Consider the following 22,648-nt stretch of genomic DNA (forward strand, 5'->3'; position numbering starts at 1 on the left):
TGAGCGGCGAATGGCACGACGAGCGGTCGGGCCGGCGGTCGAGCGGAAGCGTTGCGTCCGATTCAGCGGGTTTGCGGCGAACTGCGGCATTGGGCCTTGACTGCGGCTTTTCCGCAAGGTGAATTCGGCTGAACAGATGTTCATCCTACGAACCAGCGGAGCCGGCAGATGACCTCACGCACCCGACCCGGCGCGGCGGCCCTTGCCGTCGTCCTGCTCACCGCGGCCACCGGCTGCGCCGTCACCGCCCACCACTCCGACCGCACCCCGAGCGCCTCGGGCGCCTCGGGCCGGGGCCAGGCGCCGCACCGGCCCGCCGTGTCCGGGGCGGCGTCCGCGCCGGCCCCCTTCACCCTCGTCGCCTCCGGTGACGTCCTGCCGCACGACTCGATCATCCGCCAGGCCGCCGCCGACGCCGGCGGCGCGGGCTACGACTTCCGCCCCATGCTCTCCGGCGTCAGGTCCGTCGTCTCCCGCGCCGATCTGGCCATCTGCCACATGGAGACCGTGTACGGCGAGGAGGGCGGCCCCTACACCGGCTACCCCGCCTTCAAGTCGCCGCCCGAGGTCGCCGCCGCCCTCAGGGCGACGGGCTACGACTCCTGCTCCACCGCCTCCAACCACTCCCTCGACGACGGCGCCGCCGGCCTGCGCCGCACCCTCGACGCGCTCGACAAGGCGGGCGTACGGCACGCGGGCTCCGCCCGTACCGCCGCCGAGGCGGCCCGGCCCACGCTGCTCAAGGCCGGGCGGGCGACCGTGGCGCAGCTCGCCTACACCTACGACACCAACGGCTATCCGCTGCCCGAAGGGCAGCCCTGGGCGGTCAACCTGATCGACGAGCACAAGATCGTCGAGGACGCCCGGGCCGCCCGGAAGGCCGGTGCCGACGTCGTGGTCGTCTCCCTCCACTGGGGCACCGAATGGGAGAGCGCTCCCGACGAGCGGCAGCTCACCCTCGGCCGCGCGCTCACCGCCTCGCGCACCGGCGGCCGCCCCGACATCGACCTGATCATCGGCACGCACAACCATGTGCCGCAGCCGTACGAGAAGGTCAACGGCACCTGGATCGTCTACGGCATGGGCGACCAGATCGCCGGCGACATGATCAACTACGAGGGCGCCCACGACCGGCGCGGCAACATGGGCACCCTGGCCCGCTTCACCTTCGCCCCGCCGGCCGCGCCCGGCCGCCGCTGGGAGGTCACCAAGGCGGAGTTCGTGCCGCAGTTCTTCGACACCGCGCGCGGCCGGGTGGTGAACCTCGCCGCCGCCGTCAAGGAGGGCGAGGGCCAGTACTCCGAGACCCGGGACGCCATCCGCGAGGTCGTCCTCGACCGGGGCGCCGCCCGCGACGGCCTGGTCATGGGGGAGTAGGGCAGGCCCTGGCCGCCCCGCCGGGGCTCACGGCACGACGGTGACCGGCCAGCGGCCCGCCTTGACCAGGCGCACCGCGACCGAGCCGACGATGCGGTGGCCGGCCGACTCCGAGGCGCCCACGACCACCGCGTCCGCCTTCAGCTCGTCGGCGGCCGCCACCAGACCCGCGTACGCGTCGCCGCGGAAGGTGTGGAACTCCCAGCGCACCTGCCAGGTGTCCTTGACGTGGTCGACCGCCTTCCGGATGTCGGCCACCAGACCCTCGGCGATCTCCTCCGTGGTGTCGGCGACCGGCGCCCCGAGCGCGGCGCCCGCCGCGAGGACGGGCTGGACGTAGACGAGGACGAGGAGCGCGTGCTGGCGCCGGGCGAGCCCGGCCGCGTAGGACGCGGCGCGCATCGAGGAGGCGGAGCCGTCGAGCCCGGCGACGATCACCTTCGGGCCGTCCGTGCCCCGTTCGAAACCACTCACCCTTCGAGGTTATCGGCTCATCAGGTGTTTTCGGACGGGGGGCCGGTGTCGCTGCGCGGCCCGGGCCGTCCACCGTTCGCACCATTGGTCATGAAAAAGGATGAGACGACCACCGGGCGCCGGTCGCTGCTCCGCCTCGCCGCCGCCCTGGGTGCCACCGCCGCCGTCGGAGTCTTCGCCACGGACCGCCTGACCGGCTCCGACGCGACCACCTCCACCGGCGCCGCCCCGCCCGGGCCGGCCACCTCGCCGTCCGCGCGGACCACACCCGCCGCGGCCGGCCCGCAGGCCCGGGCCGAGGCCGGGGCCCGCGCGCAGGCCGCCCGGCAGCGGCCCGCCGCGTACCGGCTCCAGCCGATGACCGGCTACGCCCCGCCCGCCTACCGCCGGGCGCTCCCGCCCGTGCGGACCAGGCCCTTCCTGCATCTCACCGACGTCGGGCGGTCGATGGTGCTCACCTTCGACGACGGCCCCGACCCCCGCTACACCCCGGAGATCCTCGCCACCCTCCGCCGCCACGGCTGCCGCGCCATGTTCTTCGTCTGCGGCGAGATGGCGGTCGACAACCAGGACCTGCTCAAGGAGATGGCCGAGGACGGCCACATCGTCGGCAACCACACCTGGACCCACCTCCTGGTGCCCAAGCTGCGGCCCTCCCGCATCCGCAAGGAGCTGGGCTCCACGAGCGAGGTCATCGAGCGGGCCATCGGCGCCCCGCCGCTCTGGTACCGGGCGCCCTACGGGGCGTGGAACAAGCTGTCGTTCGAGATCGGTGCCGAGCTCGGCATGGAACCGCTCGCCTGGACCGTCGACACCATGGACTGGACCGAGCCGCCCACCGACACCATCGTCGGCCGGGTCCTGGACGGCGCGGCTCCCGGCGTCATCGTCCTCAACCACGACGCCGGCGGCAACCGTTCCCACAGCGTCGCCGCGCTCAAGCGCTATCTGCCCGAACTCCTCGACGCGGGCTACAGCCTCACCGTCCCGCGCCGCTGAGCGGTACGGGGCGGGCGTACGCGAAGGGCCCCGGCACCACCTCGGTGCCGGGGCCCTCGTACGCGCCCTAACGCGAGCCGACCAGCCGGGCGTAGACGACGACGTTGCCGTCGTAGCCGTGCGCGCGGGTGTAGCCGCCGCCGCAGGTGATCACGCGCAGTTCGGGCTCGCCGGTGTCCGCGTACACCTGGACGCCGGGGAAGTCGTTCTTCGCGTAGACCTCGACCCCGTAGATCTCGAAGACGGCCACCCGGCCGTCGTACCGCTCGACCTCGATGTGCTGACCTCGCTGCAGCGAGCCGAGGCCGTAGAAGACGGCGGGCCCGGCCATGTTGTCGACATGGCCGACGACGACGGAGGTGCCGCGCTGGCCGGGCGCGATGCCGTTCTGGTACCAGCCGGCGAGGTTGGCGTCCTGGGGCGGAGGGGCCGCGATCCAGCCGTTGTCGTCGAGACCCACGTCGACGATGGGGGCCGCCACGTTGATCGCCGGGATCCGGATCCGCGAGGCCGGGGCGAACGGCAGCGCCTCCAGGCCGGAGGCGGTCGTGGGCGCCGGGGCGGCCGGCCGGGAGACGGGCCGCGCGGCGGCGGTGGGCTGCGGCGGGCCGGACTCGAAGCCGACCCCGTTGCGCATTATGGCCACCCCGGAGAGCATGACGAGAGCCAGGGCGCCCCAGGGCTGGCGTCTCCTGGCGGCTTCGAAGAGGCTGAAGTCCTTGGGACTCATGGTTCTCTGGTCTCCCTCGACGGCGTCACGGGAACGGTAAGGGCGCGTGCGCCGCCCCGCGATCCGAGCGCGTGCGAACGGGTGGCGGAGGTCCGGGCGAAGGCCGCCGCTGGGCGCCGGGACCGGTGCCGTGGCGGCGCGGACGGGTGGCCGTGTGGGTGACGGGATGATCATCCATCCGAGTAATCGTCAGATCATCACGCCGACCTCGTGTGACCTGCGGATCCGTCAGATCCGCCCCCCGTTCGGCCGCTTCCGGGACTCACCGGGGTGGCCCAGCGCCGACATGCGCGCCTTCTTCCGGCTTGTGATGGTTCGTCATGGAAGGCGTACTCGTCGAATCTCCCGGAGCACCGCTTTGGGGCGCCTTCCAGTGGAGGTTCAACCATGCGTGCTGCACGCACTCTGGCGGTGACGGCGACCGCGTTCGCGGCGCTCGGGCTCGCGGCCCCCCTCGCCACCGCCACCAACGGGCCCAGCAGCGTGACCGTCGGCTCCTTCCAGGCCCCCACGGGCGGCGACAACAACCGCGACGGGGTCACGGTCTCCCCCTTCGCGGTCCACCAGGGCGGTCTCCTCACGATCACCACGAGGGACTGCGCCGGGGGCACGGTCTCGTCCCCGGCCTTCACGGCCGCCACCCTCTCCGGCCTCAACAACGGCTTCGCCACCGCCACCGTCCGCATCTTCAACAACGCCACACCCGGCACGTACACCGTGACCGCCCAGTGCATCAACGGCCGGACCCTCACCGGGCAGTTCCGGGTGCTGGCCGGCCAGGGCGCGGCGGGCGGCCTCGGCGGTTCGCTCGCGCCGACCTCCACCGAGATGGCCGTCGGCGGCTCGCTCGTCGCCGCGGCGGCGCTGGGCGGCGGTGTGTTCGTCGCCCGCCGGCGCCGCATGTCCGGCGCGGGGGCCTGACCGGCCGAACCTCCCCGGTCGGCCCGCAACGCCCGTCGCCCCCGAGTCCTGGCCAGGACCCGGGGGCGACGGGCGTTGCGGGTGTCGCGGACGATCCCGCGGTGCCGGTTGGGCGGGCACCGTCCGCGCCGTTACCGGTGCTGCGGGCACCGTCCGCGCCGTCAGTGGCGCCGGCCGGCGGCCGCCTTGCGACGGATCACGTAGACCACACCGCCCACGGCGACGAGCACCATGGCCCCGCCGCCGGCCATCGTCCAGGTGTGGGCCGAGTTCATCGAGCCGCCCAGACCGCCCTGTACCCCGCGCGGCGCGACGGACACGGTCGACCGGGCCGTGGGCGTCGAGGTCGCTCCGCCGCTGATGGTCAGGTCCACGGAGCCCTGGACGCCACCCGTGCAGTTGAACGAGACGGTGTAGACGGCACCCCGCTTGGCGTCGAGGTCCACCGTGGCGGTGGCCGCCGAGCCCGGCGCGATGGTGACCGTGTCGAAGATGCCGGACGAGGCGGTCGCCGTACTGGCGCAGCCCGGGGCACTGAGCGTGACCCGGCCGCCCGGCGCGACCACCGAGGGGGAGACGACGAAGAGGCTCGCGACCTTCCCCGGCTGTCCGCCGCCCTTCGGCGCGGGGACGCCGTCGGCGGCCGCGGACACGGCGGCGGGGGCGGCCAGGGCGAGGGCGGCCGCCCCCAGAACTGTGATGGACGCGGCACGTATCGCGCGCATGGTAGACCTCCGGGTCCCCGAGGAGCAGCTGCGGAAGGGGTTTCCACAAAGGCAGGAGATGCACCTCGATGCCCGAAACGCTAGGAGCCCCCTATCACAGCCGCGATCCCAGGCGCGCGAATGGGGCACCCAGGTCACCCGAACGGTCCCCGGGAGCCGACCGCCGTCGCGGCCCTCGCGTCACCCCGTGAGCTGCGGGAACAGGTCGGTGAACGGCCCGGCGGTGGCCGCGATGCCACGGCCGAACGGCGCGTCGAAGTCCCAGATGAGGAACAGCAGGAAGGCGATGAGCGCGCTGAACAGGCCGGCGAGCAGCAACTCCCGTCCGGTGCGCCTGATCTGGAGCGTGAAGATCAGGCCCACCGTCACCAGCGCGCCGATGATGAGGCCGAACCAGACCACGCCCGGCATCGTCTCGCCCGCGTTCTGCCCGCGCGCGCCGCGCGCGTCGTCGACGACGGCCACCTGGTCGACGAGCGGCTGGTACGCCTGGCCCTCGAAGTCGTTGGCGGGCTGGTAGTCCGTCACACCGCGGCGGACCTTCTCGAGCAGCTCCGTCCCCTTGTCGTTCAGCTCGCCGTGGTCCGCCATGTAAGGGAACTCGTCGTCGACGACGTACGCCACGTACGCGTCGATGTCGGCCCGGATCTTCTGCCGTACCGGCAGCGGGTACACCTCGACCCGCTCGGAGATCTCGTGCAGCGCCTGCGCCTCCTGCCGCACGGTCTCCTGGGCGGCGCTGCGGGCCTCCCAGACGCCGGCGATGGCGAGGCCGAGGACGATGGCGTACACCACGCCGATCATCATCGTCATGTACTCGATGACGTCGGGGGTCTCACTGGGGTCGTCGTCCTCGGGGATCCGGCGATGGTTGAAGACCACGATGGCGAGCACGACGGCGCACGCCGCGGCCATCGCAAGGGTGAGAACAAGCCATTCGGACAAGGTTTCTCCAGAATCGTCAGCAAGAGGTCGATCAGGCGGTCAGCGGGACGAGCGGGGGCGCAGGATCGCCGTCGCGAGTACCGCGGGGGCCGTGACGAGCAGGGTCGTGGTGAGCACGTTCGGGGAGCTCTTGGGCTTGACCCGGGCCGCGCGCTTGTAGTGCGGCAGGGCCACCGGCCCGGGGGCCGGCGGGCGCGGGCGCACGGTCGGCGACGGCGACGGCGACGGGGGCGGCGGTGGCGTCGGCTCCGGCACGGCCGGCGCGGGGCGCGGCGGCGCGGGCCGGGGCGGCACGGGCTTCGGCGGGGGAGCGGGCCGCGGCGGCTTCGGCGCGGGCGGAGGCGGCGCGGGCGGAGGCGGTGTGGGCTCCGGCTCCGGCTCCGGCGGCTTGGAGGGGTGCGGCGGATGCGTGGGGTGCGGAGGGTGCGACGGGTGCGGGGGATGCGGCGGGTGCGGAGGGTGGCTCGGGCGACAGGGCCCCGGCCCGACGGACACGATGGCGACGCTCGATCCGTCCGGCCCGGTCGAGGCGTACGCGCACGCGTCGGCGCTCGCGGGCACGGGCGTGGCGAGCAGCCACACCAGCGCGCCGGCCGCGAGCGGCCGCGTCAGGAGCGGTCCGTAGCGGGACAACCCGTTCTGAGACAAGAGAGACACGCCGAGCAGCTTGATCAGACGCGCCGCCCCGACAGGCCGGAACGGCCCCGGATTCCCCGGATGGAGCGGATCTTGCGCGGTGCAGGTTTGACGTTTCGCCGTCTTCTGTCGTCTCACGCGTGATCAACGCCGCCAACGCCCTTGCCGTTGCGGGTGGTTCGGAGGTATTGAGTGACGTTCGACGAGGCCGGGAGCCGCCCGTGCCCGGAACTGGCCGATTGTCGCCCTTCGTTGGTCGGGGCCGGCCGGGCCGCGTCCCTCCGGGCTGCGCCGGAAGCCCCGTTCGTACCTCCGCACGGCCATGTGCACGTGAAGGTGCACGACCTGAAGGCGTGAACTCTTCCTTACCCGCCGCACGTGCCAATGGCGTGTGACCAAGAACGGATCGCGAATTTCCGTTTCTACTCGCTCTCTCGGCGGGCGATCAGTAGCCTCAGCTCGAACGTCGGCCGCTCGCACCTGGCCGCATCCCCATGGCGACTTGTTGGAGACTTTGATGGAGCGTCCCGCCTGGGCTCCGCCAGGCATCGATATCTCGGTGCCGAGCGTGTCCCGTATGTACGACTTCTATCTGGGCGGCTCGCACAATTTCGAAGTGGACCGGGACGCGGCCCGGAAGGCCATGGAGTTCCTGCCGGGGCTGCCGAAGATCATGCAGGCGAACCGTGCCTTCATGCGCCGCGCCGTACACCACGCCGTCGACAACGACGTCACCCAGTTCCTGGACATCGGCTCCGGCATACCGACCTTCGGCAACGTCCACGAGGTCGCCCAGGCCGCCACCGACGAGGCGCGCGTCGTCTACGTCGACCACGACCCGGTCGCCGTCGCCCACAGCCGGGCCGTGCTCGCCGGCGACGACCGCTCGGCCGTGGTCGCCGCCGACCTGCGCAAGCCGCGCGAGATCCTGCACAGCCCCGAGGTCGGCGAACTCCTCGACCTGGACCGCCCGGTGGCCCTGCTGCTCGTCGCCGTACTGCACTTCCTGGAGGACGCCGACGAGCCCGCCGCCGCCGTCGCCGAGCTCCTCGACGCGCTCGCGCCCGGCAGCCTCCTCGTCATCACCCACGCCTCCTACGAGGGTGTCCCGGTCCCGCAGGAGCGGGCCGCCGGCACCGTCGGCGTCTACCGCGACATCCGCAACCCGCTGGTGATGCGCTCCCACGAGGAGATCAGCCGCTTCTTCGACGGCACCGACCTCGCCGCGCCCGGACTCGTCCCGATGCCGCTGTGGCGGCCGGACAGCCCGGACGAGGAGGAGGATCCGTACGCCTTCTCCGGTTACGCAGGGGTGGGGCGCAAGCCGTGAAGGTGCCCTCCACGACCTCCGGCTCCGTCGCCGACGCCGACGGCCCCGAAGACAGACTCAGGCGGTTCGTGACCATCTGGAGCCGCGCCGTGTTCCCGGTCACGGCCACCTCGATGACCCGCCAGGAGTTCGAGCGGCACCTGCTGCCGCCGGCCCGGGAGCTGTGCGCCGCCCTGCACGCCAGGCCCTTCGACACCACCCCGGCGCACGGCGTCGGGCAGGCCCTGGTGGCCGCCCACTGCACCGACCCGGACGCGCTCGCCCGCAGCCTCGGCGTGGTCGACGCGTATCTGGTGCTCTACTGCGCGGAAGGCGCCGAGGGCGCGGGCGCGGCGGACGGTGCCGCGCCCCGCACGGCGCCCGACACGGCGCGCGACGCACCGCTCGACGCGGAGGAGCTGCGCGCCCGCTGCGCCCGGCTGCAGCACGCCATGGCCGCCGGCTTCGCCCAGGCCCTGCGCGAGCGGACGCTCGCCGAGCAGGAGTCCATCGCCCACTCGGCGCTCTCGGCCCGCAGCGCCGCCGAGTTCGCGCTGCACGCCACCGAGAGCCGCTTCCGCGCCGTCTTCGAGGGGGCGGCCATCGGCATCGGCATCGCCGACCTCGAAGGCAACGTCCTGGAGGTCAACGAGACCCTCACCCGGATGTTCGGCGGCCTGGAGCAGACCGTCCTCACCCGCAACATCGTCGAGTGGGCGCATCCCGAGGACGGCCCGCACGTCTGGCGGCTCTACGACGAGCTGGTGCGCGGCGAGCGCGAGAACTACCGCGTGGAGAAGCCGTTCTACCGCAGCGACGGCACCGCCCTGTGGACCAACCTCACCGTCTCGCTGCTGCGCGACGCCGCCGGCGTCCCCCGCTACCAGCTGGCGCTCATGGAGGACACCACCGAACGGCGGCTGCTCAACCTGCGGCTGCGGTACGAGGCGACGCACGACGCCCTCACCGGCCTGCCCAACCGGACGCTGTTCTTCGAACGCCTGGAGAAGGCCCTCGGGCCGGGCGCCGACAGCCGCTTCGGGCTCTGCTACCTCGACCTCGACGGCTTCAAGGTCATCAACGACAGCCTCGGCCACTCCACCGGCGACCGGCTGCTCGTCGAGGTCGCCGACCGGCTGCAGAGCTGCGTCACCGCGCCCGGCGAGATGGTCGCCCGGCTCGGCGGCGACGAGTTCGTCGCCCTGACCACCGGGCCCGGCACCGAGCGCCAGGTCGCCGAGCTCGCCGACCGGATGCTCGCCGCGCTGGCCACTCCCATCGGCATCGACGGCCGCGAACTCAGCGTGCGCGGCAGCGTCGGCATCGTCGAGGGGCCGGCGGGCGAGCGCACCGCGGCCGAGGTGCTGCGCAGCGCGGACATCACCATGTACCGGGCCAAGTCGGCGGGCGGCAACCGCTTCGAGTACGCCGACGCCGAGGCCGACGCGCGGGCCATCACCCGGCACGGGCTCACCACGGCGCTGCCCGCCGCGCTGGAACGCGGCGAGTTCTTCATCGAGTACCAGCCGCTGGTCCACCTCGGCGACGGCAGCGTGCACGGCGCCGAGGCGCTCGTCCGGTGGTGCCACCCGCAGCACGGGGTGCTCGGGCCCGACCGGTTCATCCCGCTCGCCGAGAACACCGGCCTGATCGTGCCGCTCGGCCGCTGGGTGCTCCAGGAGGCCGTGCGGCAGGCCCGCTTCTGGCAGGACGAGGCCCCCGGCGGCCAGCCCGCCACCGGCCCGCTGCGGATCAACGTCAACCTGTCGCCGACCCAGCTGCACCACCCGGGTCTGGTCGCCGAGACGGTCGACGTCCTGGAGCGCGCCGGGCTCGAACCGGGCGCGCTCTGCCTGGAGGTCACCGAGTCGGCCCTGATCGGCGCGGACGAGGACCTGCTCAAGCCGCTGCGGCAGCTCGCCGAGATGGGCGTGGACATCGCCCTCGACGACTTCGGCACCGGCTACTCCAACCTGGCGAACCTGCGCCGGCTCCCGGTGAGCGTCCTCAAGCTGGACCGTTCCTTCACCCAGGGCATGCAGCAGCATCCGGCGGACCCGGTCGACCTCAAGATCGTCGAGGGCATCGTCCAGCTCGCCCACAGTCTGGAGCTTGCCGTCACCGTCGAGGGCGTCGAGACCGGCGCCCAGGCCCAGCAGCTCCGCGAGCTGGGCTGCGACACGGCCCAGGGCTGGTACTACGCGCGTCCGGGCGCCCCGGACCGGATCCGCTCGCTGGTGCTCGCGGACGCGATCTAGCCAGGGCCTGCCCGGCGGATCAGGGCCGGGCCCGGTCATGATCCGCCGGACAGGCCCTGGGGGGCCTTGAGGAGGCCTACGGCTCCGGGGTGCCCCGGCGGGAGGCCATGAGCAGCTTCTGCAGCTCGCGCGCCGCCCGCGGGGGCGCCACGTCGCTGCGGTGCGCCAGCGCGATCGTCCGGCGCAGGCCCGGCCGGGCCAGGGCCGTGACCCGCAGGTCGCGGCCCGTCCGCGCCGCGACCATGGCCGGCACGACCGCAAGGCCGAGCCCCGCCCGTACGAAACCGAGCACCGCGTCCATCTCGCCGCCCTCCACCGTGAACGACGGCTCGAAGCCCTCCGCCCGGCAGGCCGCCACGGTCAGCTCCCGCAGGTCGTAGCCGTGCCGGAACATCACGAGCGGCTGGTCGCGCAGATCCGCGATCCTGACCGGCCGGCGCGGCGCCGGCGCCGAGGCCGCGGAGACCACCACCAGGTCCTCGGTGAGCAGCTCCACCGTGGTCAGCGCGGGCGACGCCGTCGGCAGCGGCAGCACCACGAGCGCCAGGTCGAGCGCGCCGCGCGCCAGGTGCCGTACGAGATCGTGCGAGCCGCCCTCCTCGATGAGCAGCCGGATGCCCGGGTGCAGGTCGTGGAAGGTGCGCAGCACGTCCGGCAGCAGCCCGGTGCACAGGCTTGGCGTCGCCCCGAGCCGCACCCGGCCCCGCCTGAGCTGCACCAGCTCCTGCACCTCGTGCCGCGCGGTGTCGGTGTCGGCGAGGATCCGGCGGGCCAGCGGCAACAGCGCCTCGCCCGCGTCGGTCAGCGTGATGTTGCCCCGGGCCCGGCTGAACAACTCGGCGCCCAGCTCCTGCTCCAGGGCCTTGATCTGCTGCGAGAGCGAGGGCTGCGAGACATGGACCCGCTCGGCGGCCTGGGTGAAGTGCCGGGTCTCGGCCACGGCGACGAAGTAGAGGAGCTGCTGGAACTGCATGGCACCAGCCTACCCCGGTTCATAGCCTGCACCTATCGAGATCAGCCGAACCATGTCTTGGACCTCTCGGGTCCTTCGCCCCTACCGTCGCTGACATGGCTCAGGCAACCAAGTCCGAACGGCGGACCGCCCCGCCGCCCGCCGCCCTCACCCGTGCCGCCCCCACCCGCGGCTTCTGGGCGTCGACCATCGGCAAGAAGACCGTGATGGCCGTGAGCGGCCTGATCATGCTCGCCTATCTCGTCGCCCATGTCGCGGGCAACCTCAAGGTCTTCTTCGGCCCCGAGGAGTTCAACGGCTACGGCCACTGGCTGCGCGTCATGGGCGCCCCGGTCCTGCACCACCACTGGGGCCTGTGGATCGCCCGCGTCGTGCTGCTCGCGTCGGTCGTGGCGCACGCCGTCTCCGCGTACCAGCTCAGCCGGCGCGACATCAAGGCCCGGCCCACCCGCTACGTACACCGCCGCAAGGGCTCCTCCTACGCCACCCGCACCATGCGCTGGGGCGGCGTGATCGTCGGCCTCTTCATCGTGTGGCACGTCCTCGACCTGACCACCGGCACCGTGCACCCCGGCGGCTTCGAGGAGGGCAAGCCCTACCAGAACGTCGTGGACACCTTCTCCACCTGGTACGGCGACGTGATCTACATCGTCGCCATGCTGGCCGTCGGACTCCACGTCCGGCACGGCTTCTGGAGCGCCGCCCAGACCCTCGGCGTCGGCGACGCGCGCCGCGAACGCGCCCTGAAGTTCCTGGCCAACGCCCTCGCGCTCGTCCTGACCGCGGGCTTCGTCTCCGTACCCGTCGCCGTCATGACCGGAGTGGTGAGCTGACATGACCCTTTCCGAACACGCCGATTACGAGGTCGGCGAGCCGATCGCCGACACCAAGGCCCCCGCCGGCCCCATCGCCGACCGCTGGGACACCCGCCGCTTCCAGGCCAGGCTCGTCAATCCCGCCAACCGCCGCGGCCACCGGATCATCGTCGTCGGCACCGGCCTCGCCGGCGGCTCCGCCGGCGCCACCCTCGCCGAACAGGGCTACCAGGTCGTCCAGTTCTGCTTCCAGGACTCCCCGCGCCGCGCCCACTCCATAGCCGCCCAGGGCGGCATCAACGCCGCCAAGAACTACCGCAACGACGGCGACTCCATCCACCGCCTCTTCTACGACACCGTCAAGGGCGGCGACTTCCGCGCCCGCGAGTCCAACGTGCACCGGCTCGCACAGATCTCCGTCGAGATCATCGACCAGTGCGTCGCCCAGGGCGTGCCCTTCGCCCGCGAGTACGGCGGACTGCTCGACACCCGCTCCTTCGGCGGCGTCCAGGTCTCCCGTACCTTCTACGCCCGCGGTCAGACCGGACAGCAGCTCCTCCTCGGCGCCTACCAGGCGCTGTCCCGGCAGATCGCCGCCGGAAACGTCGAGCTGCACGCCCGCACCGAGATGCTCGACCTGATCGTCGTCGACGGCCGGGCCCGCGGCATCGTCGCCCGCGACCTCGTCACCGGGCGGATCTCCACGCACTACGCCGACGCCGTCGTGCTCGCCACCGGCGGATACGGCAACGTCTTCTACCTCTCCACCAACGCGATGAACTCCAACGCCACCGCCGTCTGGCGAGCCCACCGGCGCGGCGCCTTCTTCGCCAACCCCTGCTTCACCCAGATCCACCCCACCTGCATCCCGCGCACCGGCGACCACCAGTCCAAGCTCACCCTGATGAGCGAGTCGCTGCGCAACGACGGACGCATCTGGGTACCGAAGGCCGTCGGCGACAACCGCCCGGCCGCGGAGATCCCCGAGGACGAGCGCGACTACTACCTGGAGCGCATCTACCCCTCCTTCGGCAACCTCGTCCCGCGCGACATCGCCTCCCGCGCCGCCAAGAACGTCTGCGACGAGGGCCGCGGCGTCGGCCCTGGCGGGGAGGGCGTCTACCTCGATTTCGCCGACGCCATCCGGCGGATGGGCCGGGCCAGGGTGGAGGAGAAGTACGGCAACCTCTTCGACATGTACGAGCGGATCACCGCCGAGAACCCGTACGAGGTGCCCATGCGGATCTACCCCGCCGTGCACTACACGATGGGCGGACTCTGGGTCGACTACGACCTCCAGACCACGATCCCCGGCCTCTTCGCCATCGGCGAGGCCAACTTCTCCGACCACGGCGCCAACCGGCTCGGCGCCTCAGCCCTCATGCAGGGCCTCGCCGACGGCTACTTCGTGCTCCCGGCCACCATCAACGACTACCTGGCCCGCCACCCGCACGCCGAAGCCGTCACCGACGCCCACCCCGCCGTCCGCGAGGTCCTCGCCGAGACCGAGGACCGGCTCCACCTCCTGCTCGCCGTCGACGGCGACCGCACACCCGACTCCTTCCACCGCGAACTCGGCGAAGTCATGTGGGAGTTCTGCGGCATGGCCCGCACCGACGAGGGCCTGCGCAAGGCGCTGCGCCGCATCCCCGAGATCCGCGAGGAGTTCTGGCGCCGCATCAAGGTGCCCGGCACCGGCGAGGAGTTCAACCAGTCCCTGGAGAAGGCCAACCGGATCGTCGACTACCTGGAGCTCGCCGAGCTGATGTGCCTCGACGCGCTGCACCGCGAGGAGTCCTGCGGCGGCCACTTCCGCGAGGAGTCCCAGACCGCGGACGGCGAAGCCGCCCGCCGCGACGAGGAGTTCGCGTACGCCGCCGCCTGGGAGTTCCGGGAGTCCGGCGGGCCGGTGCTCCACAAGGAAGCCCTCACCTTCGAACACGTCCACCCCACCCAGCGGAGCTACGCATGAGGCTCACCCTGCGCGTCTGGCGCCAGAAGAACGCCGGCGCCGAAGGCGCCATGGCCACCTACGAGGTGGACGGGATCTCCTCCGACATGTCCTTCCTGGAGATGCTCGACACCCTCAACGAGGAACTCGTCCTGCGCGGCGAGGACCCCGTCGCCTTCGACCACGACTGCCGCGAGGGCATCTGCGGCGCCTGCAGCCTCGTCATCAACGGCGATGCCCACGGCCCCAATGGGGCCTCCCCTGCTCGAGCGGAGTCGAGAGCTTGGGGAAGCACCACCAGCTGCCAGCTGCACATGCGCTCCTTCCGCGACGGCGACACCATCGACGTCGAACCCTGGCGGGCCGCCGCCTTCCCCGTCGTCAAGGACCTGGTCGTCGACCGCTCCGCCTTCGACCGGATCATCCAGGCGGGCGGCTACGTCTCCGTCCCCACCGGCTCCGCCCCCGAGGCCCACGCCACGCCGGTGCCCAAGGCCGACGCCGACTTCGCCTTCGAACACGCCGAGTGCATCGGCTGCGGCGCCTGCGTCGCCGCCTGCCCCAACGGCTCGGCGATGCTCTTCACCTCCGCCAAGGTCAACCATCTCGGCGTGCTCCCGCAGGGCGCGCCCGAGCGCGAGACCCGCGTGCTCGACATGGTCGCCCAGATGGACGCCGAGGGCTTCGGCGGCTGCACCCTCACCGGCGAGTGCGCCACCGCCTGCCCCAAGGGCATCCCGCTGCCGTCGATCGCGGCCATGAACAAGGAGTGGCTGCGGGCGCGGCGCAAGGCCGGGCGTTCCTAGCCGGCGTCGCTGTGGCGCCCTCCGGCCGGGGCGCCGACAATGGGAGGGCCGGAACGTGAGCACGGCGACGCCCGCCCGCGGAGGGGTCCCCGCCCCGAGATCCGGCAGGGACCCAGGTGATCAGGGATGTGCCGCTGGCTCGCGTACCGGGGAACACCGGTGCTGCTCGACACCATTCTCTACAAGCCGGCCCACTCGCTGATCGACCAGAGCCTGCATTCCAAGCTCGGCGTGGAGACCACCAACGGCGACGGGTTCGGCGTCGGCTGGTACTCGCCGGAGAACGACACCCCGGCACTGCTGAGAGACGTCGGCCCGGCCTGGAACAACCGCAATCTGCGGGAGCTGGCCGACCACGTCAGGTCCCCGCTGTTCTTCGCCCACATCCGGGCGTCGACCGGGACGGCGGTCCAGCAGTCGAACTGCCACCCCTTCCGGCACGGCCGCTGGATGTTCATGCACAACGGCGCCATCTCCGGGTTCCACCTCGTGCGCCGTGAGCTCACCCTGGGCGTCGACCCGGGGCTGTACGCGGACATGGAGGGCACGACGGACTCCGAGGTGATGTTCTATCTCGCCCTCACCTTCGGCCTTCACCAGGACCCGCCCGCCGCCGTCGCCAGGATGGCGGGCGTCGTCGAGCGCGTGGGCCGCGAGCACGGCATCGACAACCCCCTCCAGATGACGCTGGCCGTCACCGACGGCGAGCGCGTCTGGGTGTTCCGCTACTCCAGCGCCCAGGCCTCCCGCTCGCTGTTCTACAGCAGTCAGGTCGAGGCGCTGCGCTGGCTCCACCCCGACGTCGCCTTCCTGCGGGAGGTCTCCGACGAGACCCGCCTCGTCGTCTCCGAACCCCTCGGGGACCTGCCCGGCGCCTGGAACGAGGTGCCGGAGAACAGCTACGGCGTCGTCCAGCCCGGCGCCGACGAACTGCACCGGTTCGCCCCGACGCCGGCCTGACGGCGTCACCCGCCGGGCGCCGCGGCGTCACCGGCCGAGCCGGGCCGCGAGGTAGGGCGCGGTGCGGCTCGCCCGTACCTCCGCGACCTCCGCCGGGGTGCCCTCCGCCACGATCCGGCCGCCCTCCGCGCCGCCGCCCGGACCCATGTCGACGACCCGGTCGGCGGTCGCGACGACGTCCATGTCGTGCTCGACCACGACCACCGTGTGGCCCGCGTCGACGAGGCCGTGCAGCTGCCGCATCAGCACCTCCACGTCCGCCGGGTGCAGCCCCGTCGTCGGCTCGTCCAGGACGTACAGGGTGTGCGCCCGCCGCGGCCGCTGGAGCTCGGCGGCCAGCTTGATGCGCTGCGCCTCCCCGCCCGACAGCTCCGTCGCCGGCTGGCCGAGCCGCAGATGGCCGAGGCCCACGTCGAGCAGCGTGCGCAGACTGCGGGCCGCCGCCGGGGTGTCCACGAAGAACTCGGCCGCCGCCTCCACGGTGAGGTCGAGCACCTCCGCGATGGTCAGCCCGCGCAGCCGCACCTGGAGCGTCTCCGGGTTGTAGCGGGCGCCCCGGCAGTCCGGGCACGGCGCGTACGTGCTCGGCAGGAACAGCAGCTCGACGGAGACGAAACCCTCGCCCTGGCAGGTCTCGCAGCGCCCGCCGGTGACGTTGAAGGAGAAACGCCCCGCCTTGTACCCGCGCGCCTGCGCCTGCTCCGTCTCCGTGAAGAGCTTGCGCACCACGTCGAACAGGCCCGTGTACGTGGCCAGGTTGGAGCGCGGGGTCCGGCCGATCGGCTTCTGATCGACCGTCACCACCCGTGCCACGGAGTCCTGTTCTGCGGCCGCCTCGGTCAACGCGCCCACCAGCGTCGACTTGCCCGAGCCCGACACACCCGTGACCGCCGTGAGCACCCCGAGCGGGAACGCCGCGCGCAGACCGCGCAGATTGTGCCGGGTGACCGGCCCGAACCGCAGCCAGCCGGCCGGCTCGCGCACTTCGCGCTCCTCGGGGGCCGCCCGGTCGAAGAGGAAGCGGCGGGTCGCCGACTCCGCGACCTCCGCGAGCCGCTCCGGCGGGCCGCTGTGCAGCACCCGGCCGCCGTGCTCCCCGGCCCGCGGCCCCACGTCGACCAGCCAGTCGGCGCGCCGCACCACATCCAGGTGGTGCTCCACCACGAACACCGTGTTCCCGGCCGCCTTCAGCCGCTCCAGGACCACGAGCAGCGCCTCCGTGTCCGCCGGATGCAGCCCGGCGGACGGCTCGTCGAGCACGTACACCACCCCGAAGAGGCCGGACCGGAGCTGGGTGGCGAGCCGCAGCCGCTGCAGCTCCCCGTTGGACAGCGTCGGCGTCGCCCGGTCCAGGCTCAGATAGCCGAGACCCAGCTCCGTGACCGTACCGATCCGCGCCACCAGGTCCCCGGTGAGCACACGGGCGGTCTCCGACCCGCCCGAGCCGTTCTCCAGGGCCCGTGCCAGCTCGTTCAGCGGCAGGGCGGCGAGCTCGGCGATCGTACGGCCCGCGAAGGTCACCGCGAGCGCCTCGGGCCGCAGCCGGCTGCCCTCGCACACCGGGCACGGCGCGCTGGAGAGGAAACGCTCGGCCTTCGCCCGCAGCGTCGCGCTCTTCGAGTCGGAGAAGGTGTGCATCACATAGCGCCGGGCGCTCATGTACGTGCCCTGGTAGGGGCGTTGGATGCGACCGGCCTCCCGGACCGGATGCACCGTCACCACCGGCTGCTCGTCGGTGAAGAGGATCCACTCCCGGTCCTCGGCGCTCAGCTCCCGCCACGGCCGGTCCACGTCGTATCCGAGTGTGTCCAGCACGTCCCGCAGGTTCTTGCCCTGCCAGGCCCCCGGCCAGGCCGCGATCGCGCCCTCCCGGATCGACAACTCCGGGTCGGGCACGAGGAGTTCCTCGCTCGTCTCGTGCACCCGGCCCAGGCCGTGACACGAAGGACAGGCCCCGGCGGCGGTGTTGGGGGAGAAGGCGTCGGAATCGAGGCGCTGCGCCCCCGGCGGATAGCTGCCCGCGCGGGAGAACAGCATGCGCAGCGAGTTGGACAGCGTCGTCACCGTGCCCACGGAGGAGCGCGCGTTCGGCGTCGCCCGCCGCTGCTCCAGCGAGACCGCCGGCGGCAGCCCCGTGATCTCCCCGACCTTCGGCGCGCCCACCTGGTGGATCAGCCGGCGCGCGTACGGCGCCACCGACTCGAAGTAGCGGCGCTGCGCCTCCGCGTAGATGGTGCCGAAGGCGAGCGACGACTTCCCCGAACCCGACACTCCCGTGAAGACGGTCAGCGCGTCCCGCGGGATGTCGACGTCGACGCCCCGCAGATTGTGCTCACGCGCGCCCCGGACCCGTACGAACGGGTCGTGGGGCGCGGCGGGTGCGGCGGGGCTGGTGGGAAACGGGTCGGTGCCGGTGTCGCGCATCCGCCGATTCTAGGCCCGGCTTGCCGCGTTTGCCCTGGTCAGCCCGGTCAGCCGGGCGAGTGAGCGGTACGAGTCGAGCAGCGCGCCCCGGTCGTGGGTGCTCGTCGTCACCAGGACCTCCTGCGCGCCGGTCTCCCGCACCGCGTGCGCCAGCGCGCCGGCGACCTGCTCCGGCGTGCCGTACACATGGCCGCGCAGCCCCGACTCGTAGAAACCGCGCTGCTTCTCCGACATGTCGAGCGCCTCGATCCGCTCGGGGGGCAGCAGCGGCGGGAACTCGCCCCGGGTCCGCGAATAAGCCATCGACCACGCCTCCGGCATCAGCAGCCGCCGCGCCGCCTCCTCCGTCTCCGCCACGGCGACCGTGCCCGCGACCGCCACGTACGGCTCCGCGGCCCACCGCGACGGCCGGAACGCGGCCCGGTAGGTGTCGACCGCCTCGCGCAGCCGGGCCCGGCCGCGCAGGTCCCCGACGACCAGCGGAAGCCCGGCCGCCGCGGCGATCGCCGCGCCCTCGCCCGTCGCGAGCACGAACGGCGGCACCCGAAGGCCCTCGGCGGGGCGGGCGTGGACCTGGGGGTGGGCGGTCTGCTCGCCGGTGAACCAGCCGAGCAGCTCGTCCAGTTGCTCCGCGAACCGGTCCGCGTCCTCCTTGTCCCGGCCGAGCGCCCGTCGGATGCCGTCGGTGAAGCCGACGGAACGTCCGAGGCCCATGTCGATCCGCCCGGGGAACAACGACTCCAGGACGCCGAACTGCTCCGCCACCACCATCGGCTGGTGGTTCGGCAGCATCACCCCGCCCGTCCCGACCCGGATCCGGGTGGTGGCCGCCGCCACGGCGGCCGCGAGCACGGTGGGCGCCGAGCCCGCCACACCCGGCACGCTGTGGTGCTCCGACACCCAGAACCGGTGGTAGCCCAGCGCCTCCGCCTCGCGCGCCAGGAGCACCGTGTCGCGCAGCGCCTGGCCGCCGTCCTCGCCCTCCCGGGTACGGGAGCGGTCGAGAACGGAGAAGCGGATGCCGTCGAAGGCGGGCGGGGGCGTCGTCATGGTGCTCACGAAGGGTTCAACACCACGCGGCGCCGGGGATTCCCCGTGGCGCGGCGCGGCGCGCTGCCTAGGCTGGGGGAGTGACCCGACACCGCAGGCCCGTGGCCGTCTTCGACCTCGACAACACCCTCACCTCCACCGCCCACCGCCAGCACTTCCTCGAAGGGCGTCCGCGCGACTGGGACGGCTTCTTCACCGCCGCCCCCCAGGACCCGCCGCTGGCGCAGGGCGTCGCGCTCTGCCTGGAGACCGCGGAGGAGTGCGACATCGTCTACCTCACCGGCCGGCCCGAGCGCTGCCGCCGCGACACCCTCGACTGGCTCGCCGCCCACGGGCTCCCGGAGGGACCGGTGCACATGCGCCGCGAGCGTGACTTCCGCCCGGCGCGGCAGACCAAACTGGACGTGCTGCGCCGGCTGGAGCGCGAGCGCGAGGTGCGGATGCTCGTGGACGACGACGAGCTGGTGTGCGACGCCGCGGAGGCGGCGGGGTTCACCGTCGTACGCGCCCGGTGGGCGGCGGAGTCGGAGGCGCTGAAGGAGGCGCAGGAGAAGGAGGGGCGTACCTGAGGCGTCGTGGGCCTCAGGCGCCGTCCTCCAGTCGGAAGCCCACCTTGAGACCGACCTGGTAGTGCTCGATCGCCCCGTCGACGAGATGGCCGCGCATCTGGGTGACCTCGAACCAGTCGAGGCCCCTCAGGGTCTGCGAGGCCCGCTCGATCCCGTTGCGGATGGCCTGGTCGATTCCTTCGGTGGACGTGCCGACGATCTCGGTGACGCGGTAGGTGTGGTTCGACATGGAGCCGGACTCCTCTCGGGGTGCCCTCGGTGCGTTCCCTCCACCGTGCCCCACCGGCCCGAGGTCCGCGACACGTCCGCCGCCGGCCGGGCGCCGCGCCGATGCCCTGGATCGTGCCGCGAGGACTTGACCATCCCCATTGGTCCAGACCAGAATCCAGGCCACCAACCCGCGCGAACCTCCCGTTCGGTCCCCCCACACGTCGGGTCAGCCCCCTACGCAGAAGGTGACCTACGTGAAGAACCGCCGTCTCGTCTGCCCCCTGGCCGTCGTCTCCGCCCTCTCCCTCGCCGGGTGCGGGCTGCTCCCGGGTGGCGGGAGTCCGACCAGGACGGTGAACGTGTGGCTGATGCGGGACAGCGTCAGCGACGACTTCCTGAAGCGCTTCAAGGAGTCCTTCGAGGCCGAGCACGACGGCGTCGAACTCCGGGTCACCATCCAGGACTGGACCGGCATCGGGAAGAAGGTCACCGAGGCCATCGAGGGCCCCGGCGGCCCGGACGTCATCGAGGTCGGCAACACCCAGGTCGCCCGGTACGCCGACACCGAGAAGCTCTACGACCTCACCCTGGAGTCCGTCCGCGACCTCGGCAGCCAGGACTGGCTGCCCGGTCTCGCCCAGCCCGGCAGCATCGACGGCGCCCAGTACGGCATCCCCTGGTACGCGGCCAGCCGCATCGTCATCTACAACAAGGACCTCTTCGAACAGGCCGGCGTCAAGCCGCCGAAGAGCCGCGCCGAGTGGCTCGCCGAGACCGAGAAGCTCGACAAGGGCGACCAACAGGGGATCTACCTGGCCGGCCAGGACTGGTACACGCTCTCCGGCTTCATCTGGGAGGAGGGCGGCGAACTCGCCGTCGACAAGGGCGGCGTGTGGGCCGGTGCCCTCGACACCCCGGCCGCCCTGCGCGGCATGGAGTTCTACAAGGAGCTCCAGTCGCTCGGCGACGGCCCGAAGAACGCCGACGAGCAGAACCCGCCGCAGGCCGAGGTCTTCGCCAGGGGCGACGTCGCCCAGATCATCGCGCCGCCCAGCGCGGTCCCCGCCATCACCAAGGCCAACCCCGGCCTCAAGGACAAGCTGGGCTACTTCCCCATACCCGGCAAGAAGGCCGGACGGCCCTGCGCCGTGTTCACCGGCGGATCCGACCTGATCGTCCCGGAGAACGCCCCCGAGCGCGCCGCCGCCATCGACGTCGTCAAGGCCCTCGCCGGCGAGAAGTGGCAGGGCGAACTCGCCCGCGCCATGAACTACGTCCCCAACAAGACGACCCTAGCCTCCGTCGTCGCCGGCCAGGAGGCCACCGCCACCATGGCCGTCGCCGCCGCCCGCGGCCGCGCCACTCCCAACTCGCCCCAGTGGGCCGACGTCGAGGCCGACAACCCCATCAAGCCCTACATGACCTCCGTCCTCATGGGCGACGACCCCGAGAAGGCCGCCGAGAAGGCCTCCGACAAGATCACCGACAGCCTGGCCGAGTAGGGCGCGTCCCGAGGACCGGGGCCGGCCCGGACCGCTCCGCCCACCATTCAGCGCCTCCACACCAGCCGGCCCCCGGACGGTCACGTCGAATCCAGCCGGCAGCGGAAGAAACGAGGGGCCGGGCCACCGCTCGCACGGCCCGGCTCCGACCGTCCCTTCCGTACCGCCGGAGGAGCCCGACATGGCCGCCGTACCCCTCGCCCAGCCCGTCGCCGTACCCGTGGACGGACCCCTCGCCGCCGTACCGGCGCAGCCGCGCCCCGACGGCGCCCCGCAGCCCCGCTACGTCGTGGGCCTCGCCCGTGACCAGGAGGACGTCCGGGCCGCCCAGCGGCTGCGCCACCTGGTCTTCGCAGGCGAGATGGGCGCCCACCTCGACGGCCCCGAGCCCGGTCTCGACAGCGACGCCTTCGACGCCTACTGCGACCACCTCCTCGTACGCCGGGAGGACACCGGCGAGGTCGTCGGCACCTACCGGGTGCTGCCGCCCGAGCGGGCCGCCGTCGCCGGACGGCTCTACTCGGAGAGCGAGTTCGACCTGACCCGGCTCGCCCCGATCCGCCACGACCTCGTCGAGGTCGGCCGTTCCTGTGTGCACCCCGCCCACCGCAACGGCGCCGTCATCGCCCTCGTCTGGGCCGGTCTCGCCCGCTACATGACCCGCACCGGGCACAACTGGCTGGCCGGCTGCTGCTCCGTCCCGCTCGCCGACGGCGGCGCCCTCGCCGCCGCCACCTGGGACACCGTCAGGACCAAGCACCTCGCCCCCGAGGAGTACTGGGTCACCCCGCACCGGCTGTGGACCCCCGACGCCGCCGTGCCGCCCGCCCAGGGCCGCGTCGAACTGCCCCCGCTGCTGCGCGGTTACCTGCGGCTCGGCGCCTGGGTGTGCGGCGCGCCCGCGTACGACCCCGACTTCGGCTGCGCCGACCTCTACGTCCTGCTGTCGCTGGACCGCACCAACCCCCGCTACCTGCGCCACTTCCTCTCGCTCGCCCCGGCCCGGTGAGCACC

General features: G+C 72.7%; 21 protein-coding genes. 12 read left to right on the forward strand and 9 right to left on the reverse strand.

Annotation, left to right across the window (positions count from 1 at the left end; all coding sequences use genetic code 11):
• Positions 1 to 168: 168 nt before the first annotated feature.
• Positions 169 to 1,377, forward strand: a complete 1,209-nt coding sequence (locus ACIRSU_RS09200; RefSeq protein WP_403790093.1) for a CapA family protein — start codon at positions 169 to 171, stop codon at positions 1,375 to 1,377.
• A 27-nt stretch (positions 1,378 to 1,404) separates the two neighbouring features.
• Here ACIRSU_RS09200 and ACIRSU_RS09205 read toward each other — a convergent pair whose 3' ends face one another.
• The gene (locus ACIRSU_RS09205; protein WP_403790094.1) at positions 1,405 to 1,851 is read right to left on the reverse strand and encodes a universal stress protein; all 447 of its coding nucleotides are present in this window, start codon (positions 1,849 to 1,851) and stop codon (positions 1,405 to 1,407) included.
• A 90-nt stretch (positions 1,852 to 1,941) separates the two neighbouring features.
• On the opposite strand from ACIRSU_RS09205, the gene ACIRSU_RS09210 reads away from it, so the two are divergent.
• Entirely contained in the window at positions 1,942 to 2,850 is a 909-nt protein-coding gene (locus ACIRSU_RS09210) for a polysaccharide deacetylase family protein (RefSeq protein ID WP_403790095.1), read from the forward strand.
• Between the two features lie 67 nt (positions 2,851 to 2,917).
• Here ACIRSU_RS09210 and ACIRSU_RS09215 read toward each other — a convergent pair whose 3' ends face one another.
• Positions 2,918 to 3,580, reverse strand: coding sequence for a class F sortase (locus tag ACIRSU_RS09215; RefSeq protein WP_403790097.1), 663 nt, complete (start codon positions 3,578 to 3,580; stop codon positions 2,918 to 2,920).
• 387 nt (positions 3,581 to 3,967) lie between these two features.
• Between ACIRSU_RS09215 and ACIRSU_RS09220 the strand changes: the two genes are divergently transcribed.
• On the forward strand, positions 3,968 to 4,501 hold the full coding sequence (locus ACIRSU_RS09220) for a hypothetical protein (RefSeq protein WP_403790099.1): 534 nt from the start codon (positions 3,968 to 3,970) through the stop codon (positions 4,499 to 4,501).
• A gap of 161 nt (positions 4,502 to 4,662) precedes the next feature.
• On the opposite strand, the gene ACIRSU_RS09225 is transcribed toward ACIRSU_RS09220, so the two are convergent.
• The 3 genes from ACIRSU_RS09225 to ACIRSU_RS09235 form a co-directional block, all read right to left on the reverse strand.
• Entirely contained in the window at positions 4,663 to 5,226 is a 564-nt protein-coding gene (locus tag ACIRSU_RS09225; RefSeq protein WP_403790101.1) for a hypothetical protein, read from the reverse strand.
• Between the two features lie 180 nt (positions 5,227 to 5,406).
• On the reverse strand, positions 5,407 to 6,171 hold the full coding sequence (locus ACIRSU_RS09230; RefSeq protein ID WP_403790102.1) for a hypothetical protein: 765 nt from the start codon (positions 6,169 to 6,171) through the stop codon (positions 5,407 to 5,409).
• A gap of 39 nt (positions 6,172 to 6,210) precedes the next feature.
• A complete protein-coding gene (locus ACIRSU_RS09235) occupies positions 6,211 to 6,828 on the reverse strand; it encodes a hypothetical protein (protein ID WP_403790104.1) in 618 nt (205 codons plus the stop codon).
• 496 nt (positions 6,829 to 7,324) lie between these two features.
• Between ACIRSU_RS09235 and ACIRSU_RS09240 the strand changes: the two genes are divergently transcribed.
• Positions 7,325 to 8,137, forward strand: coding sequence for an SAM-dependent methyltransferase (locus tag ACIRSU_RS09240; protein WP_403790106.1), 813 nt, complete (start codon positions 7,325 to 7,327; stop codon positions 8,135 to 8,137).
• The gene (locus ACIRSU_RS09245; RefSeq protein ID WP_403790108.1) at positions 8,134 to 10,374 is read left to right on the forward strand and encodes a putative bifunctional diguanylate cyclase/phosphodiesterase; all 2,241 of its coding nucleotides are present in this window, start codon (positions 8,134 to 8,136) and stop codon (positions 10,372 to 10,374) included. The genes ACIRSU_RS09240 and ACIRSU_RS09245 overlap by 4 nt, the downstream gene beginning before the upstream one ends.
• 76 nt (positions 10,375 to 10,450) lie before the next feature.
• On the opposite strand, the gene ACIRSU_RS09250 is transcribed toward ACIRSU_RS09245, so the two are convergent.
• Entirely contained in the window at positions 10,451 to 11,347 is an 897-nt protein-coding gene (locus tag ACIRSU_RS09250; RefSeq protein ID WP_403790110.1) for a LysR family transcriptional regulator, read from the reverse strand.
• 95 nt (positions 11,348 to 11,442) lie between these two features.
• Here ACIRSU_RS09250 and ACIRSU_RS09255 point away from each other — a divergent pair, with 95 nt between their 5' ends.
• The 4 genes from ACIRSU_RS09255 to ACIRSU_RS09270 all read left to right on the forward strand — a co-directional run bounded on the left by ACIRSU_RS09255 (position 11,443) and on the right by ACIRSU_RS09270 (position 15,879).
• The gene (locus ACIRSU_RS09255; protein ID WP_403790112.1) at positions 11,443 to 12,180 is read left to right on the forward strand and encodes a succinate dehydrogenase; all 738 of its coding nucleotides are present in this window, start codon (positions 11,443 to 11,445) and stop codon (positions 12,178 to 12,180) included.
• Between the two features lies 1 nt (position 12,181).
• Positions 12,182 to 14,134, forward strand: coding sequence for a fumarate reductase/succinate dehydrogenase flavoprotein subunit (locus ACIRSU_RS09260; protein ID WP_403790114.1), 1,953 nt, complete (start codon positions 12,182 to 12,184; stop codon positions 14,132 to 14,134).
• Positions 14,131 to 14,919 carry a succinate dehydrogenase/fumarate reductase iron-sulfur subunit gene (locus ACIRSU_RS09265; RefSeq protein ID WP_403790116.1) on the forward strand — a complete coding sequence of 263 codons (789 nt, stop codon included), beginning with the start codon at positions 14,131 to 14,133 and terminating at the stop codon, positions 14,917 to 14,919. Before ACIRSU_RS09260 ends, ACIRSU_RS09265 begins: the two co-directional genes overlap by 4 nt.
• 126 nt (positions 14,920 to 15,045) lie before the next feature.
• Positions 15,046 to 15,879: a class II glutamine amidotransferase gene (locus ACIRSU_RS09270; RefSeq protein ID WP_403790118.1), complete on the forward strand. Its 834-nt coding sequence runs from the start codon at positions 15,046 to 15,048 to the stop codon at positions 15,877 to 15,879.
• Between the two features lie 27 nt (positions 15,880 to 15,906).
• Here the strand turns inward: ACIRSU_RS09270 and ACIRSU_RS09275 are convergent, their stop codons facing one another.
• Entirely contained in the window at positions 15,907 to 18,303 is a 2,397-nt protein-coding gene (locus ACIRSU_RS09275; protein WP_403790120.1) for an ATP-binding cassette domain-containing protein, read from the reverse strand.
• 9 nt (positions 18,304 to 18,312) lie between these two features.
• Complete coding sequence (locus ACIRSU_RS09280; RefSeq protein WP_403790230.1) at positions 18,313 to 19,353, reverse strand: MsnO8 family LLM class oxidoreductase; 1,041 nt, start codon at positions 19,351 to 19,353, stop codon at positions 18,313 to 18,315.
• An 80-nt stretch (positions 19,354 to 19,433) separates the two neighbouring features.
• On the opposite strand from ACIRSU_RS09280, the gene ACIRSU_RS09285 reads away from it, so the two are divergent.
• Positions 19,434 to 19,922, forward strand: coding sequence for a hypothetical protein (locus ACIRSU_RS09285; protein WP_403790122.1), 489 nt, complete (start codon positions 19,434 to 19,436; stop codon positions 19,920 to 19,922).
• A 13-nt stretch (positions 19,923 to 19,935) separates the two neighbouring features.
• Here the strand turns inward: ACIRSU_RS09285 and ACIRSU_RS09290 are convergent, their stop codons facing one another.
• A complete protein-coding gene (locus tag ACIRSU_RS09290) occupies positions 19,936 to 20,151 on the reverse strand; it encodes a dodecin (RefSeq protein ID WP_403790124.1) in 216 nt (71 codons plus the stop codon).
• 235 nt (positions 20,152 to 20,386) lie between these two features.
• Here ACIRSU_RS09290 and ACIRSU_RS09295 point away from each other — a divergent pair, with 235 nt between their 5' ends.
• On the forward strand, positions 20,387 to 21,634 hold the full coding sequence (locus tag ACIRSU_RS09295) for an extracellular solute-binding protein (protein WP_403790126.1): 1,248 nt from the start codon (positions 20,387 to 20,389) through the stop codon (positions 21,632 to 21,634).
• 181 nt (positions 21,635 to 21,815) lie between these two features.
• Positions 21,816 to 22,643 carry a GNAT family N-acetyltransferase gene (locus ACIRSU_RS09300; protein WP_403790128.1) on the forward strand — a complete coding sequence of 276 codons (828 nt, stop codon included), beginning with the start codon at positions 21,816 to 21,818 and terminating at the stop codon, positions 22,641 to 22,643.
• The last annotated feature ends 5 nt before the right edge of the window (positions 22,644 to 22,648 follow it).

It is taken from the genome of Streptomyces sp. NPDC101160 (assembly GCF_044768205.1).
Classification (GTDB): Bacteria; Actinomycetota; Actinomycetes; order Streptomycetales; family Streptomycetaceae; genus Streptomyces.